Origin of the sequence: Cypionkella sp. (genome assembly GCF_030652235.1) — a bacterium.
In the GTDB taxonomy this organism is placed as follows: domain Bacteria; phylum Pseudomonadota; class Alphaproteobacteria; order Rhodobacterales; family Rhodobacteraceae; genus Cypionkella.
In genome coordinates this window covers 1-15804 of sequence record NZ_JAUSBA010000033.1, presented here as the reverse complement: position 1 = coordinate 15804, position 15804 = coordinate 1, and the positions used below count along the sequence as shown (strand labels likewise).

Sequence of the window (15804 nt, the reverse complement as noted above, 5' to 3'; positions counted from 1 at the left end):
AGGTGCTGCATTGCGTCCAGCGACAGCTTTGACAGGGAATAACCAGATGCAGGCCGAGATCTTTTCAGGGGTGATCCCCGCCTTGATGACGCCTTGCACGCCCGACCGCGCGCCGGATTTTGACGCTTTGGTGCGCAAGGCGCGGGAGTTGGTCGCGGCGGGAATGTCGGCTGTGGTCTATTGCGGCTCGATGGGGGATTGGCCGCTGCTGACCGATGCGCAGCGGATGGAAGGCGTGGCGCGGCTGGTGGCGGCAGGCATCAAGGTTGTGGTCGGCACCGGGGCGATCAACACCGCCTCTGCCGTGGCGATTGCGCATCATGCGGCGGACGTGGGGGCGCATGGGCTGATGGTTATTCCCCGCGTGCTGTCACGTGGGCCTTCGCCCAGCGCGCAGAAAGCACATTTCAAGGCGATTTTGTCTGCGGCGCCAGATCTGCCTGCGGTGATCTATAACAGCCCGTATTACGGCTTTGTCACCCGCGCCGATCTGTTCAATGTGCTGCGGGCCGAGCATACCAATCTGGTGGGTTTCAAGGAATTCGGTGGCCCTGCTGAGATGCGCCATGCGGGGGAGTTCATCACCTCGGCGGGGGATGGGGCGACGCTGATGGTTGGGGTGGATACCGGGGTGGTGAACGGGTTTGTCAACTGTGGGGCATCGGGGGCGATTACCGGGATTGGTTGCGTGTTGCCGCGCCCGGTGCTGACCCTGTGCAACCTGTCGCGGGCGGCTGCTGCAGGGGATGTAGAGGCACGGCAGAAGGCTTTGGATTTGGAAGCGGCGTTTGCTGTGCTGTCATCGTTCGATGAGGGCCCGGATTTGGCTTTGTATTTTAAGTACATGTTGGAGTTGCAGGGCGAGGTCGAATATGCGCTGCATTTTAACGAAACCGACGTCTTGAGCGCCAGCCAGCGCGGCTATGCCGAGGCGCAGTTCAAGCTGTTCACGACTTGGTATGCAGCATGGAGCCAACAGGGCGGGGTTGTGGCGCGTTGTTTGGCCTGAGCGGCTGGATTCACTACACGCCGTAGGGAATCCAGATGTTCTTCACCTCGGTGGCGTGGCGCAACCAATCGGCACCTTCGGCGCTGGGGTGGCGCCAGTCAGTGAGTCGTCCGTGATCGACAAAGCTGCGTTTGAGGTTGCTGGCGGAGAGGCGTTCGACGGTTTCGGATAGGGATTCGGAGCCAAAAGCCCAGAGCGCGTCAACATCGGCATGGGTGGCGAGGACTTCCGCCAAGGGCTGCGGATCGCCGGTAACGATGTTCAAGACGCCGTCCGGCAGATCGGAGGTTTCCAGCACCGCGTAGAAATCGGTCGCCGACAGTGGATGCGGCGCGGATGGCACGGCAATGACACGGTTGCCCATGGCGATCAGCGGGGCGGTCAGGCTGATCAGGCCCAGCAAGGGGGCTTCGGGCGGGCAGATCACGCCGACAACGCCGATCGGCTCAACCATCGCCAGTGCAACGCCGCGCAGGGGTGGGGCATGGACGGTGCCTTCGTATTTATCGGCCCAAGCGGCATAGCTGAAGAGGCGGTCAATCGAGGCTGCGACTTCGGCATCAGCTTTGGCTGTGCTTTGGCCTGTCATGGCGCTGATGCGGGCGGCGAATTCGGTGGCGCGGGCCGAGAGGTTTTCGGCGATGTAATACAGCACTTGCGCGCGGTTGTGGGCGGTGGAGCTGGCCCATCCATCGGCCTTGCGCGCGGCGGCGACGGCGTTGCGGATGTCTTTGCGGTTGCCTTCACCGACTTCGGCGATCACGGCGCCTTTCCGGGTCAGCACCGGGCGGGAATAGTTGCCATCGGGGCGGGCCTGTTTGCCTGCGATGAACAGCTTGGCGGTGCGGTCGATGGTTGGGGCAGTGAATTCGGTTTTGGATACCGCGCGGGCAGCGATCAGCGGCGGCTCTGGGCGCAGTTTGCGGCCTGCCATAGCTTTGGGTTTGAGGTACTCATAAGCGCCTTCGCGACCGCCCTCACGGCCAAAGCCGGATTCCTTGCGGCCACCGAAGCCGACGGCTGCATCGAACAGGTTGGTGGCATTGACCCAGACCACGCCAGCCTCGACCTTGGCCGCGACTTGCAGCGCAAGGCTGATGGATTCGCTCCAAATGCTTGCCGACAGGCCGTAGCGCGAGTGATTGGCGAGTTGAATGGCCTCATCTGGAGTGCGAAAGGTCATGGTGACGGCAACGGGGCCGAAAATTTCCTCCTGCGCGACGGTGTGGGCGGGCTGCACGTTGGTCAGCAGGGTGGGCGGATAGAAGCAGCCGTTTTCGGGCAGCTCAATCGCAGCCTGATAAAGCGTTGCCCCTTCGGCAACACCTTGCGCGACCATTGCGCGGATGCGGTCGGCTTGCACCGGGGCGACGATGGCGCCCATGTCGATGGATTTGTCCAGCGGGGAGCCCAGCCGCAAGGTATCCATCCGGCGTTTCAGGCGGCGGATGAAATCGTCTGCGATGCCCTCTTGCAGCAACAGGCGCGATCCGGCGCAGCAAACTTGGCCTTGGTTGAACCAGATCGCATCGACGACGCCTTCGACAGCGCCATCAAGATCGGCATCGTTGAACACGATGAACGGAGATTTGCCGCCGAGTTCCAGTGTCAGCGACTTGCCCGTACCTGCGGTGCGTTGGCGGATCAGGCGACCGACCTCGGTTGATCCGGTGAAGGCGACTTTGTCGATGCTGGGGTGATCGACGATCAGCGCCCCGGTGTCGCCTTCGCCTGTGACGATGTTCAGCACGCCTGCGGGCAGGCCAGCCGCTTGGGCCAATTCGGCAAACAGCAGGGCGGTCAGCGAGGTGTATTCGGCGGGTTTCAGCACCACGGTGTTGCCCAAAGCCAGCGCGGGGGCGAGTTTCCATGCCAGCATCAGGAACGGAAAGTTCCACGGGATGATCTGGCCGACCACGCCCACGGGCGCATGATTGGGGAAGGCGGTGGCTTGCAGTTGCGCCCAGCCGGCGTGGTGGGTGAAATGACGGGCGGCGAGGGGGACGTCGATGTCGCGGGTTTCGCGGATGGGTTTGCCGTTGTCGATGGCCTCGACCACCGCGATCATACGAGCATGGCGCTGGATCATCCGGGCGAGCGCATAAAGGTGGCGCGCGCGAGCATGGCCTGTGAGTTTCGCCCAAGGGCTTTGGGCTTTGCGGGCGGCTGTGACGGCGGCATCGACATCGGTGGCAGTGCCGCGTGCCAGTTTTGCCAATGGCTTGCCCGTGGCCGGTTCAAAGGTTTCAAAGCTGTGCTCGGGCGCGGTGAAATTGCCCGCGATGAAATGGCCAAAGCTGTGATCGTGGCGGGCCAGCCAAGCGCGGGCCTCGGTGTCGGATTCTGGCGAAAGACCATAGGACATATCGTCGAAATACTTTGCGATGTTCATCGGTTATCCGATCGGGTGACGGTTGAAGGCAGAATAGCCGCCGGTGACATGGGTTTCGAGTTGGCGTTCGATGTCGGCCAGAAGGCTGGAGGCACCAATGCGGAAAAGGTCGGGTTCCAGCCACGGGCGGCCCAATTCTTCCTTCATCAAGAACTGCTGCATCAGCACGTCTTTGGTGGTGGCAATGCCGCCTGCGGGTTTGTAGCCAACACGATATCCGGTGCGGTCATGGTAATCGCGAATGGTGCGGATCATCGTCAGGGTCACGGCGGGCGTGGCGTTGACGGCCTCTTTCCCGGTCGAGGTTTTGATAAAATCCGCGCCCGCCATCATACAAACAAGGCTGGCTTGCGCGACGTTGCGTAGGGTTTTCAACTCTCCGGTGGCGAGGATGGCTTTGACATGGGCGTCACCACAAGCGGCGCGGAAATCGCGCATCTCGTCGTATAATGCCTGCCAGTTGCCGGTCAGCACATGTTCGCGGGTGATCACGATGTCGATTTCAGCGGCACCGTCGGCAACCGAGGCCGCGATCTCACGCAGCTTCACATCATGCGGGGCAAGGCCTGCGGGAAAGCCGGTGGAGACGGCGGCGACGGGAATCCCGGTGCCCGCAAGGGCTTGCACCGCCGTGGCGACGAAGCGGTGATAGACGCAAACCGCGCCCGTGGTGATGCGACGGTCTGTCATGCCGAGGGCTTCTTGTAGGGCGGGGGTCAGTGGTTGTGCGGCTTTGGCGCAAAGCCTGCGGACGCGGCCTGCTGTGTCATCACCGCTGAGCGTGGTGAGGTCGATGCAGGTGAGGGCCTTCAGCAGCCATGCCGCCTGCGCATCCTTTTTCACGCTACGGCGACCGGGCAGACTGATGACGCGCCTGTCTGTGGCAGATTGGTTGACCCGTGTTTGGGCGATCCATTCCAGATCAAGCGGCATGCCCGCGTTGCGCGCAGAATGGCCCACCGCCTGCTGCACCAAGGCGATCTTGGCCTGTGTTTCCGGTTGCACTATCGTCACCGAACGCCCTCCGCTGCGCGAAATTCCCGAGGCAATCCGGCCCGGGTCTTTCGACACGATTCGCGGCTTTGCGCTCTTTCGTTATTTTTGTATCATTATTTTTGTTATTTTTACAACAATGGTTTTAGAGTGAGGGATTGAGTCAAGCTTTGGTGTTCAGCGGCATCTCCCCGGTTTCGGTGATAATGGCATCAAAATCGTCGATATCCGCAAAATGCGCCGGCCGCACACGACCGATCTTGCTTTGGTCGCAGACCAGATAGCGGCGCTGGGCCATCTGCATCGCTTTGCGCTTAATCGGCACCTCATGGAACTGCTCACACGACACGCCGCGCTGCTGGTCTACACCAGAGGCGGAGAGGAAGGCAGCATTGATACCCAAGGCGCTCAGCGTGTCCGCCCCAGAGGCCCCGGCGAAGGAAGCAGAGGTGGGGTGATAGACGCCGCCCAGCAGAATGAGTGTGATATTTGGCTTTGCAATCAGACGATCTGCGGTGTTGAAAGCATAGCAGACCACTGTAAGACGGGTGTCGGCCGGGATCAAATCAACAAGATGGGTCAGCGTGCTGCCGCAATCTATGAACACGGTTTCATCCGGTTGCAAATAGCGCAAAGCGTAAATCGAGGCTTGCCGCTTGGCGACGGAATGGCTTTCTGCAGCGCGGTCGATGGCATAGGGGGCTTCCAGATCGGGCCTGCCTGCCGGGATGATATGTGCGCCGAGCGTGCCGAACAAGTCAGGGTTTTCGGCTACATCGCGCCGCACCGTCATTTCTGACACCAGCATCAAAGCTGCAGCTTCCTTGAGATGGATCACCCTTCGCTCTGCCAAAGCCAGCGATAGCGCCATGATGCGGCGATCTTTTGCAGTCATTTTGTAGCCCCCTGGCAGTCATGCCGTGTTATGTTTATAACATTACTGGCGGATTTTCAACTTTTGTTATGAAACAAACAGCCACGCGCTTATCTGCCGCCCGTTATTTCGCTGATTGCAGCGAAGGGCGAGGGGCTTCGACCTGCCTTGTCGTTTTGCATATTTTCATCGCGTACTTCCGGAATTTGCTAATTATTTAATCACATACCTGCGCTATGAGCTGATGCTGGCCCTGTTGACTGCAGTTGCGCTTTCCTCGCGCGCCACACCGCCGTCTTCCAATAACATGGCACAACGGCTTTCCATTATTGTGGTCGAAAAAGATCGCGCCCGCGCAATGCTGATCGTCGATGGCCTGCGCGATGCGCGCGATTTTGATGTGATGGTGATTGCAGAGGAGACCGGGCTTGCGCGTCGGATCGCCCAGCGCAACCCGGATCTGGTGCTGATTGATGCCGGCAATCCGTCACGCGATGTGCTTGAAGAACTGGCTTTGGCGACCGGGCCGACCGAGCGCCCGGTCGCGATGCTTGTTGATCAAAGCGACGGCAGCCTGACCAAGGCGGCGATTGAGGCGGGAATGTCGGCCTATGTCGTCGATGGATTGCGGGCGGATCGGATCAAGCCGATCCTCGATGCCGCCATCGCGCGGTTTCATATGCTGCAAAAGATGCGGATTGAACTGTCGGAAACCCGCAAAGCACTGGAAGACCGCAAGGCGATCGACCGTGCAAAGGGGATTTTGATGCGCGCGCGCGGGTTGTCCGAGGAAGAAGCCTACGCCCTGCTGCGCAAAACCGCGATGGATCAAGGCCGCAAGCTGGCCGATGTGGCAAGTGCGCTGGTGCTGGCGGCGGATTTGCTCAAATGAGCGTGACCCTGCGCCTTGGATATGTGCCGCTGTTGGATGCTGCGCCCGTGATCATCGCTGAGGCCTTGGGTTTTGCCGAGGAGGAGGTCCTGACGTTGGATCTGCACACCGCCCCCAGTTGGGCGGCGTTGCGCGATATGCTGGCGGTGGGTCAGGTCGATGCGGCGCAGATGTTGGCTCCGGTGCCCGTGGCGATGGCGTTGGGCTTGGGGCGTGGCCCGGTGCGGTTTGAGGCACTTTGTGTGCTGAACCTGAATGGCCATGTAATTGGGATCTCCAATGCGCTGGCCGTCATGATGGCAAGCGCAGGGTATGGCTTTGATTTCGTGGATGCGGCTGCGGCGGGGCGGGCTTTGCTGGCGGCTGCGCCAAACCTGCGCATCGGCGTCCCCTACACGTTTTCAATGCACCGCGAGTTGCTGCAGTATTGGCTGGCCGCCTCGGGCGCGAGTGCGGCGCAACTGGACATCCGCACCGTGCCGCCGCCGCGCATGGCCGAGGCGCTGCAGGCTGGTGAAATTGACCTGTTCTGCGTCGGCGAGCCTTGGGGTTCTGTCGCTGTGGAAAACGGTTCCGGCACGCTGCTGTTGCCGACCTCGGCCATGTGGGCGCGGGCACCGGAGAAGGTTCTCGCGACTCGGGCCGGCTGGGCGAAAGCTGAACCCGCGCTGGCGGGGCCGTTACTGCGGGCGCTGTAGCGGGCGGGGCGTTGGCTGGGGCGGGCGGAAAACCACATCATCGCGGCCGAGATGCTGACGGCGCAGGGGCGCATTGCGGTGTCGGCGGAGCTGGTGGAGCGGGCGTTGTCCGGTCGGATTGTGACCGCACCGGATGGCACCGAGCACCTGACGCCGAAGCTGATCACCTTCTTTGAGGGTGCTGCGGGCTTTCCGTGGCACAGTCAGGCGGCGTGGATTGGGGCGTCTTTGGCGGGGCGGCATGGGCTGGATGTGGCAGAGGCCGCAGATGCCGCCGCTGACGTGTTCCGGAGCGATTTGTATCGCTTGCATCTGCGCCCAGCAGGGGCCATTCTGCCCGGAGCGTTCGAGAAACTAGAGGGGGCTTTGGCGCAGCCCACAGCCGTTCCCGCCGAGCGTGGCCAACTGATTCTGCCCGCTGACCGCTTTTTTGATGCCCGGATCTTCGACCTGACCGTGCCTGCGCGCTGAAAAAAGTGGCAGCGCAATGCTGCAACTGCGAAATCGTCACAATTCGCACAAAATCCGACATCGTTTTGTTGACGCCGCAGCGCGGCATCGGCAAATTTAATCCAAGCACGAAGGCAATGACGCCTTCACCGCCTGCCCCCAAAGTTGGGAAAAGCCGAGCACCGCCGCTCGATCCACTGCCTCTGTTGGCATGGGATCTGGCGGCTTTTTGCATTTCAACGCCCCCGTTGCGGGGCTTTTCGGGAACCAGATATGACTCGCATCGCCAGCCTGCTTGCCACCACCGCCTTGCTTGCCTTCCCGGCTTTTGCCGAGACGTCTGGCATTGAGAAACCCGAGCTGACTTTGGGCTTTATCAAGCTGACCGATATGGCGCCGTTGGCGATTGCCAAGGAAAAGGGGTTTTTCGAGGACGAAGGCCTGTCGGTGACTTTGGTGGCGCAGTCGAACTGGAAGGTGCTGCTGGATGGCGTGGTTTCCGGCGAATTGGACGGCGCGCATATGTTGGCGGGTCAGCCGATTGCGGCCTCGATTGGCTACGGCACCAAGGCGAAACTGGTGACGCCGTTTTCGATGGACCTGAACGGCAACGCGATCACGGTCTCCAATGCGGCTTGGGAGGCGATGAAGCCGGGGCTGAAGCTGGAGGGCGACAAGCCTGCGCATCCGATCTCGGCCGCCGCGTTAAAGCCGGTGATCGAGACTTATGCCGCCGAGGGTAAGCCGTTCAACCTTGGCATGGTATTCCCGGTTTCCACCCATAATTATGAACTCCGCTATTGGTTGGCGGCAGGCGGCATCAATCCCGGCCTGTATTCGGCGGATGATGTGTCGGGCCAGATCGGTGGCGATGTGCTGATTTCCGTCACCCCCCCGCCGCAGATGCCCGCGACTTTGGAGGCTGGAACCATCGACGGCTATGCAGTGGGCGAGCCGTGGAACCAAGCGGCGGTTGCTAAGGGCATCGGCGTGCCGGTGATCACCGACAATGACATCTGGAAGAACAACCCGGAAAAGGTGTTCGGCCTGACCGCTGACTTCGTTGAGAAAAACCCGCAGACCACGTTGGCGCTGACCAAGGCGATGATCCGCGCGGCGATCTGGCTGGACGAGAATGACATCGCCAACCGGGCCGAAGCGGTGACGATCTTGTCCAGCCCGGATTATGTTGGGGCGGATGCGGCGGTGATCGGAAACTCGATGACTGGGACGTTTGAATATGAAAAGGGTGACAAGCGCCCTGCCCCCGATTTCAACGTGTTCTTCCGCTACAACGCGACCTTCCCCTACTATTCCGATGCGGTCTGGTATCTGACGCAGATGCGCCGCTGGGGTCAGATTGGTGAAGCGAAACCCGATGCATGGTTCGCTGAAACCGCCAAATCGGTCTACAAGCCGGAGATCTACAAAGCCGCGGCCGAGGCTTTGATCGCTGACGGACATGCCACCGCCGATCAGTTCGATTTTGACGCAGATGGCTACCGCGCGCCTTCTGCCGATTTCATTGACGGTGTGTCCTATGATGGCACCAAGCCCAATGCATATATTGAGAGCCTGACGATTGGGCTGAAAGACGGCCAGACCGTCGCAGGCGGCGAAATCATCAACTGAACCAATACCCCCTCTGAATTGTCTGGCGGATGCGCCTGACAACGCCGCCGCTGATGGAGACTGAAATGACCCTGCTTGACCCCGCCGCTTTGCCAGAAGAACCAAATGCCGACCGTGCGCTGCGGCTGGACAAGCTGTATCGTTTGATCAGCACATGCGACAAGTGGTTCAAGCTGCTGGGGCTGGCCTGGATGACACCGATCTGGCGGGTTTTGGCCGGGGATAACCCGCGGGGCCAAGTGCCGGAAATCTGGCGGTTGGCGGTGGTGCCGGTGCTGGCGATTGCCGCATTTTTAGCGCTGTGGGCCAGCCTAGCGCCGATGGTGCAGACGTCGCTTGGCGCTATTCCGGGGCCTATGCAGGTCTGGGAGCAAGCCGTTGCTTTGGACGCGAGTGCTGCGGCTGAGGGCGTGAAAGGGCAGGAATTCTACGCCAAACAGGCCGCGAAAAACGCGGCTTTGGTGGCGGCAGGCAAGCCGGATCAAGTGAAAACCCCGGCCTATACCGGCAAGCCAACTTATTACGCGCAGATTTTTACCTCGATCAAAACCGTGTTCGCGGGGTTCTTGATTGGAACGATCATCGCCGTGCCATTGGGGATTTTGGCGGGGCTGTCAGCGACCGCAAACGCCGCGATCAACCCGCTGGTACAACTGTTCAAACCGGTATCGCCGTTGGCTTGGTTGCCGATTGTGACGATGGTGGTTTCGGCGGTGTATACTGATGGCGATCTGCCAAAAAGCTTCATCGTTTCGGCGTTTACGGTGACGTTGTGTTCGCTGTGGCCGACGCTGATCAACACCTCTTTGGGCGTCGCCTCGATTGACAAGGATTTGGTGAACGTCAGCCGGGTGCTGAAACTGTCACTGTGGAAAAAGATCACGCGGTTGGTGTTGCCCTCGGCCTTCCCGCTGATTTTCACCGGGCTGCGGCTGTCTTTGGGGGTGGGCTGGATGGTGCTGATTGCGGCGGAAATGCTGGCGCAGAATCCGGGGTTGGGCAAGTTCGTCTGGGATGAGTTTCAGAACGGGTCAGAACAATCACTGGCCAAGATCATGGTCGCGGTGCTGACGATTGGCGTGATCGGCTTCCTGCTGGACCGGGTGATGTTTGCGCTGCAATCGCTGCTCACCTTCTCGAACAATCGGTGAGCGAGATGGGCATCCTAGAATTCAACAACGTTTCCAAGGGCTACGGCGATAAGCCCGTGCTGCGCAACCTAAGCTTTCAGGTGCAAGATCGAGAGTTTCTGGCGATCCTTGGGTTCTCTGGCTCGGGTAAAACCACGCTGATCAACCTGATGGCGGGCCTGACTTTACCGGATCGCGGTGAGGTCAATTTCAAGGGTGCGCCGGTGACGGGGCCGGGGCCAGAGCGCGGTTTGGTGTTTCAATCCTATGCGCTGATGCCGTGGCTGACAGTCGCGGGCAATATCGGGCTGGCGGTGGATGCGGTGTCGAAAGGCAGCAAGGTTGAACGCGCCGCGCTGGTGCAGAAATAGATCCAGATGGTCGGTTTGGGGCACGCCGCAGATCGGCGCCCAGCGGAACTTTCCGGTGGGATGCGGTAGCGCGTTGCAGTGGCCCGCGCCTTAGCGATGCAGCCCGAAGTGCTGCTGATGGACGAACCTTTGTCGGCGCTAGACGCGTTGACACGGGGCAATGTAGCCACGGAAATTGAGGCGATCTGGGCGGCGGATAAGCGCACGGTCGTGCTGATCACCAATGATGTGGATGAGGCTTTGGTGCTGGCCGACCGCATCCTGTGCCTGAACCCTGATGGCACTTTGGGTGCGGCTTTCCCGGTCAATCTGCCGCGACCCCGCGACCGCAATGCGATGAACGAGAGCAATGATTTCAAAGCCCTGCGCGCTGATGTCACCGCTTACCTCATGGATGTCGGCATCAAATCAAAGCTGCCGGAAACCCGCCTGCTGCCAGCTTTGACCCCGCGCCACGCTTTGCCCAGCGCCTATGCAAAGGCCGCCAATTCGGCGATGGACGCGCGCTATCTGCGCTATTCGCAGTTGCACAAGGTCTATGCGACGCCAAAGGGGCCTTTGACGGTGGTTGAGGATTTCAATCTGGTGCTGAAGAAGGCCGAGTTCGTCAGCCTGATCGGCCATTCCGGTTGCGGCAAATCCACCGTGTTGACGATGACTGCGGGGCTGAACGCAATCTCGAAGGGGGCGATCACGCTGGACGGCACCCACGTTGAAGGCACCGACCCCGAACGCGCCGTTGTGTTCCAATCGCCGAACCTGTTTCCCTGGCTGACCGCGAAGGAAAACGTCGCGATTGGGGTGGATAAGGTTTACCCGAAATCGACGCAAGTCGAGCGGCAAGAGGTAGTCGAATACTATCTGGAGCGTGTCGGTTTAGCCGACTCGATGAATCGCCAAGCCACCGACATGTCGAACGGGATGCGGCAACGGGTTGGTATTGCGCGGGCTTTTGCGCTGTCACCCAAACTGCTGCTGCTGGATGAACCTTTTGGAATGCTCGACAGCCTGACCCGGTGGGAGCTTCAAGAAGTGCTGATGGAGGTGTGGAGCCGCACCAAAGTCACTGCGGTGTGTGTGACGCATGATGTCGATGAGGCGATTATGTTGGCCGATCGCGTGGTGATGATGACCAACGGACCGAACGCCACAATCGGCAAGATCACGGAAGTTAAACTGCCGCGCCCGCGCAGTCGCCGCAGCTTACTGGAACATCCAGATTACTATCACTACCGCAGTGAAGTGCTTTCATTCCTTGAAGAATACGAACACGGCCACAAGAAGAAGGACGTAGCCTGATGAAACAGAAACTTGTCGTCATCGGTGCGGGCATGGCCTCGGGCCGGGTGCTGGAAAGCCTGACGGAACTGGCACCGGATGCATTTGATATCACTTTGTTCAACGCCGAGCCGCGCGGAAATTACAACCGCATCATGCTGTCGCCGGTGCTTTCAGGTGAGAAAACCTACGCGGAAATCGTCACCCATGATGAGGCATGGTATGCCACGCGCGGGGTGAAAACCGTGCTGGGTCATGCCGTCACCAAGATCGACCGCGACGCCAAAACCGTGACCAGCGCCGGGGTGGAGACCCACTATGATCAGTTGATCATCGCCACCGGATCCGCGCCGTTCATCATTCCAGTGCAGGGGCACAAACTGCCCGGCGTGGTCACCTACCGCGACCTGGAAGATACCAATGCGATGATCGCGGCGGCCAAACCGGGGGCAAAGGCAGTGGTGATCGGCGGCGGTTTGCTGGGGCTTGAGGCCGCTGCCGGGATGCAATTGCGCGGCATGGAGGTGGTGGTCATTCACATCATGGGCCATCTGATGGAGCGGCAACTCGACCCCGCTGCGGGCTATTTGCTGCAAAAGTCGCTGGAGGCGCGGGGGATGAAAATCCACTGCAAGGGGGCGACCAAGGCTATCCTTGGGCATGAGCGGGTAGAGGCCGTTCTGCTTGAGGATGGCACAGTTTATGACGCCGATATCGTGTGCATGGCGGTTGGCATCCGGCCAGAAGTGCGGCTGGCGAATGACGCGCATCTGGATGTAGGGCGCGGCATCACCGTCAATGATGCGATGCAGACCAGCGATCCGTCGATCTGGGCGGTGGGCGAATGTGTGGAGCATAACAAGCAGTTGTTCGGGCTTGTGGCGCCTTTGTATGACCAAGCGAAGGTTCTGGCGCAGGCTTTGCTGGGGCAGGACAGCGCGTTCCGTCCAGTGCAGACCGCGACCAAGCTGAAGGTGACGGGCTGCGATCTGTTCTCGGCTGGCGATTTCGCCGACGGTCCGGGGCGCGAGGATATCGTGTTCCGCGACCCGGCGCGCGGCGTTTACAAGCGGCTGGTGATTGAGGGCGACAAGCTGCTGGGTGCGGTGATGTATGGCGATACCGCCGACGGCAACTGGTTCTTCGGGCTGATCAAAGATGGCACTGATGTAACCCCGATGCGGGAAACTTTAATCTTCGGCCCGGCCTATCAAGGGGGTGCCCAAGCGGACCCTATGGCAGCCGTTGCAGCCTTGCCTCTTAGCGCGGAGATTTGTGGCTGTAACGGCGTTTGTAAGGGTAAAATCGTTGATGCGATCCTCGGTGGGGCCACTACTTTGGACCTGGTGCGGGCGACGACGAAAGCCAGCTCCAGTTGCGGCACTTGCACCGGGCTGGTGGAACAAGTGATGGCGGTGACGCTGGGCGACAGCTTTACCGCCAACGCCAACCCGACGATGTGCAAATGCACCGATCACACACATGAGGATGTGCGGCGTTTGATCAAGTCGATAGGGTTGAAGTCGATCCCGGCGGTGATGCAGGAGCTTGGTTGGCGCTCGGTCGGCGGCTGTGCTTCGTGTCGTCCGGCACTGAATTACTACCTGATCGCCGATTGGCCGACCGAATATGTCGATGACCGCCAAAGCCGTTTTGTGAACGAGCGCAACCACGGCAATATTCAGAAGGATGGCACCTATTCGGTGGTGCCACGGATGTGGGGTGGGGTGACGACGCCAGATGAATTGCGCGCGATTGCGGATGCGGCGGATAAATACAATGTGCCGCTGGTGAAGGTGACGGGCGGGCAGCGGATTGATTTGTTAGGGGTGAAAAAGCAAGATCTGCCCGCGATGTGGCAGGATTTGAACGCGGCGGGGATGGTGTCGGGCCACGCCTATGCCAAGGGCCTGCGGACGGTGAAAACCTGTGTCGGCACTGATTTCTGCCGCTTTGGCACGCAGGATTCTACCGGTCTGGGCATCAAGCTGGAGAAGCTTTTGTGGGGGTCCTGGACGCCTGCGAAGGTGAAACTCGGCGTGTCCGGCTGCCCGCGCAACTGTGCGGAAGCGACCTGCAAGGATGTGGGCGTGGTCTGCGTCGATAGTGGTTATGAGATTTCGGTGGCAGGTGCCGCAGGCATGGATGTGCGCGAAACCGAATTTCTTTGCAACGCCATTACCGAGGCGGAAACCATGGAAATCATCGCCGCCTTCGTGCAGCTTTACCGTGAAAACAGCCGCTATCTGCACCGGATTTACAAATGGGTGGCCAAGGTGGGGCTTGGCTGGTGCCAAGAGCAGATAGCCGATCTGACGGTGCGCCACGCTTTGTATGACCGCTTTATGCTGTCGCAATCGGTCTATCAGGTTGACCCATGGGCGGAGCTGACCAAACCCGATCGGCTGGCGCAATGGGCCCCGATGGCCGATCTTTCGCTGGAGGCCGCCGAATGAACTGGATCGACATTGGCGCATTGGCCGACATCCCGCAGCAAGGCGCGCGGGTGGTGAAGACGGCTCAGGGCTGCGTGGCGGTGTTCCGCACCGCCAAAGATAGGGAGTTCGCGATTGACGATAGTTGTCCGCACAAGGGCGGGCCGCTGTCGGAAGGCATCGTGCATGGCACTTCCGTCACCTGCCCGTTGCACGCTTGGGTTTTCAGCTTGGAAACCGGCATGGCGCAGGGGGGGATGAAGGGTTTGTAAGCAGCTATCCGGCGCGGATCGAAGCGGGGCGGATTTTGCTGGATGCCAGCCGTTTGGGCCGCAGGACAGCCGTATGACTCTGCAGCCTCTCTCGCTGGAACCCGGCCAGATTCGCACCACCTGCCCCTATTGCGGCGTCGGCTGTGGCATCTTGGCTGCGGCAGATGGCAAGGGCGGGTTAAGTGTGAAGGGCGACCCCGATCATCCGGCGAACAAGGGGCGACTGTGTTCCAAGGGCAGCGCTTTGGGCGAAACCGTGGGGCTGGAGGGGCGCTTGCTGGCCCCCCGCGTGTTCGGGCAAGATGTGGCTTGGGACGATGCTTTGGGCGTGGTTGCCAAGCGGTTTTCCAAGGTGATCGCCGATCATGGCCCGGATGCAGTGGCGTTTTATGTCTCGGGGCAGCTTTTGACCGAAGATTACTATGTCGCCAACAAACTGATGAAGGGTTTCGTCGGATCCGCCAATATTGACACCAATTCAAGACTTTGCATGGCGTCCTCGGTCGCGGGACACAAGCGCGCGTTTGGCTCTGATACCGTGCCGGGGCTTTATGAAGACTTGGAGTTGGCCGATCTGGTGGTGCTGACCGGATCGAACCTCGCGTGGTGTCATCCGGTGCTCTATCAGCGCATTGCGGCCGCCAAAGCTGCCCGCCCTGCGATGAAAATCGTAGTGATCGACCCTAGGCGCACCGCCACCTGCGACATTGCTGACCAGCATTTGGCGATAGCGCCGGGATCGGATGCGGCCTTGTTCAACGCGCTGCTGGTAGCGATTGCAGACACGGGGGCGGTTGACCTTAACTATCTCGCCAACGTCCAGGCTACCCCGAGGCCCTGGCCGCCGCCTGTGCCAGTGATCCCACAGAGACGAACCTGCCCGCAGCCGATTTGGCCGCATTCTTGCGGCTGTGGACCAGCACAGAAAAGGTCGTCACCGTCTATAGCCAAGGCATAAACCAGTCCTCGTCGGGCAGCGATAAGGTCAACGCGATCATCAATTGCCATCTTGCCACCGGGCGCATCGGTCGCCCCGGCATGGGGCCGTTTTCGGTCACAGGTCAGCCCAATGCGATGGGCGGGCGCGAGGTCGGGGGCCTCGCCAATATGCTCGCCTGCCATCTGGATATTGAGCACCAAAGCCACCGCGACGCTGTGCAAACCTTCTGGCACAGCCCTGCAATGGCACAAAAGCCGGGGCTAAAGGCGGTTGATATGTTCCGCGCTGTGGCGGATGGCAGCATTAACAGGCCGCTGAAATAGTCTGGGAACTGGAACGGTTTTCCTTCGGCTGGATTGGTGAGCCTGTTGTCCGGCCCTTCGGCGCGAACGGCCGTCGTGTGTGTTGCCGATTTTCGGCGTTATGCCCTCAGCAACC

10 protein-coding genes and 3 pseudogenes are annotated in these 15804 nt (G+C 60.4%); 10 read left to right on the top strand and 3 right to left on the bottom strand.

Annotated features, from left to right (window positions below; all coding sequences use genetic code 11):
• The first annotated feature begins 46 nt into the window (after nucleotides 1-46).
• Nucleotides 47-1009: a dihydrodipicolinate synthase family protein gene (locus Q7V03_RS10185; RefSeq protein WP_304925487.1), complete on the top strand. Its 963-nt coding sequence runs from the start codon at nucleotides 47-49 to the stop codon at nucleotides 1007-1009.
• Nucleotides 1010-1022: 13 nt separating this feature from the next.
• Here Q7V03_RS10185 and Q7V03_RS10180 read toward each other — a convergent pair whose 3' ends face one another.
• From Q7V03_RS10180 to Q7V03_RS10170, 3 genes are all read right to left on the bottom strand, one after another.
• Entirely contained in the window at nucleotides 1023-3401 is a 2379-nt protein-coding gene (locus Q7V03_RS10180; RefSeq protein ID WP_304925486.1) for an aldehyde dehydrogenase family protein, read from the bottom strand.
• Between the two features lie 3 nt (nucleotides 3402-3404).
• Nucleotides 3405-4406, bottom strand: a complete 1002-nt coding sequence (gene deoC / locus Q7V03_RS10175) for a deoxyribose-phosphate aldolase (protein ID WP_370651104.1) — start codon at nucleotides 4404-4406, stop codon at nucleotides 3405-3407.
• Between the two features lie 151 nt (nucleotides 4407-4557).
• The gene (locus Q7V03_RS10170) at nucleotides 4558-5289 is read right to left on the bottom strand and encodes a DeoR/GlpR family DNA-binding transcription regulator (protein ID WP_304925485.1); all 732 of its coding nucleotides are present in this window, start codon (nucleotides 5287-5289) and stop codon (nucleotides 4558-4560) included.
• A 286-nt stretch (nucleotides 5290-5575) separates the two neighbouring features.
• Here Q7V03_RS10170 and Q7V03_RS10165 point away from each other — a divergent pair, with 286 nt between their 5' ends.
• From Q7V03_RS10165 to Q7V03_RS10130, 9 genes and pseudogenes are all read left to right on the top strand, one after another.
• Entirely contained in the window at nucleotides 5576-6160 is a 585-nt protein-coding gene (locus Q7V03_RS10165) for an ANTAR domain-containing response regulator (RefSeq protein ID WP_304925560.1), read from the top strand.
• Nucleotides 6157-6858: an ABC transporter substrate-binding protein gene (locus tag Q7V03_RS23870; RefSeq protein WP_370651103.1), complete on the top strand. Its 702-nt coding sequence runs from the start codon at nucleotides 6157-6159 to the stop codon at nucleotides 6856-6858. Before Q7V03_RS10165 ends, Q7V03_RS23870 begins: the two co-directional genes overlap by 4 nt.
• A 51-nt stretch (nucleotides 6859-6909) precedes the next feature.
• Complete coding sequence (locus Q7V03_RS23865) at nucleotides 6910-7329, top strand: hypothetical protein (RefSeq protein WP_370651102.1); 420 nt, start codon at nucleotides 6910-6912, stop codon at nucleotides 7327-7329.
• A gap of 252 nt (nucleotides 7330-7581) precedes the next feature.
• Complete coding sequence (locus tag Q7V03_RS10155) at nucleotides 7582-8940, top strand: ABC transporter substrate-binding protein (RefSeq protein ID WP_304925484.1); 1359 nt, start codon at nucleotides 7582-7584, stop codon at nucleotides 8938-8940.
• Between the two features lie 65 nt (nucleotides 8941-9005).
• Nucleotides 9006-10091, top strand: coding sequence for an ABC transporter permease (locus Q7V03_RS10150; protein WP_304925483.1), 1086 nt, complete (start codon nucleotides 9006-9008; stop codon nucleotides 10089-10091).
• A gap of 5 nt (nucleotides 10092-10096) precedes the next feature.
• Nucleotides 10097-11740, top strand: a pseudogene (locus Q7V03_RS10145) (ABC transporter ATP-binding protein).
• Entirely contained in the window at nucleotides 11740-14175 is a 2436-nt protein-coding gene (nirB, locus tag Q7V03_RS10140; protein ID WP_304925482.1) for a nitrite reductase large subunit NirB, read from the top strand. Before Q7V03_RS10145 ends, nirB begins: the two are co-directional and overlap by 1 nt.
• Nucleotides 14172-14503: pseudogene (gene nirD / locus Q7V03_RS10135) on the top strand (nitrite reductase small subunit NirD). The gene nirB and the pseudogene nirD overlap by 4 nt, the downstream one beginning before the upstream one ends.
• Nucleotides 14500-15671, top strand: a pseudogene (locus Q7V03_RS10130) (molybdopterin-dependent oxidoreductase); the annotation flags it as partial. The pseudogenes nirD and Q7V03_RS10130, both read left to right, overlap by 4 nt.
• Nucleotides 15672-15804: the final 133 nt, after the last annotated feature.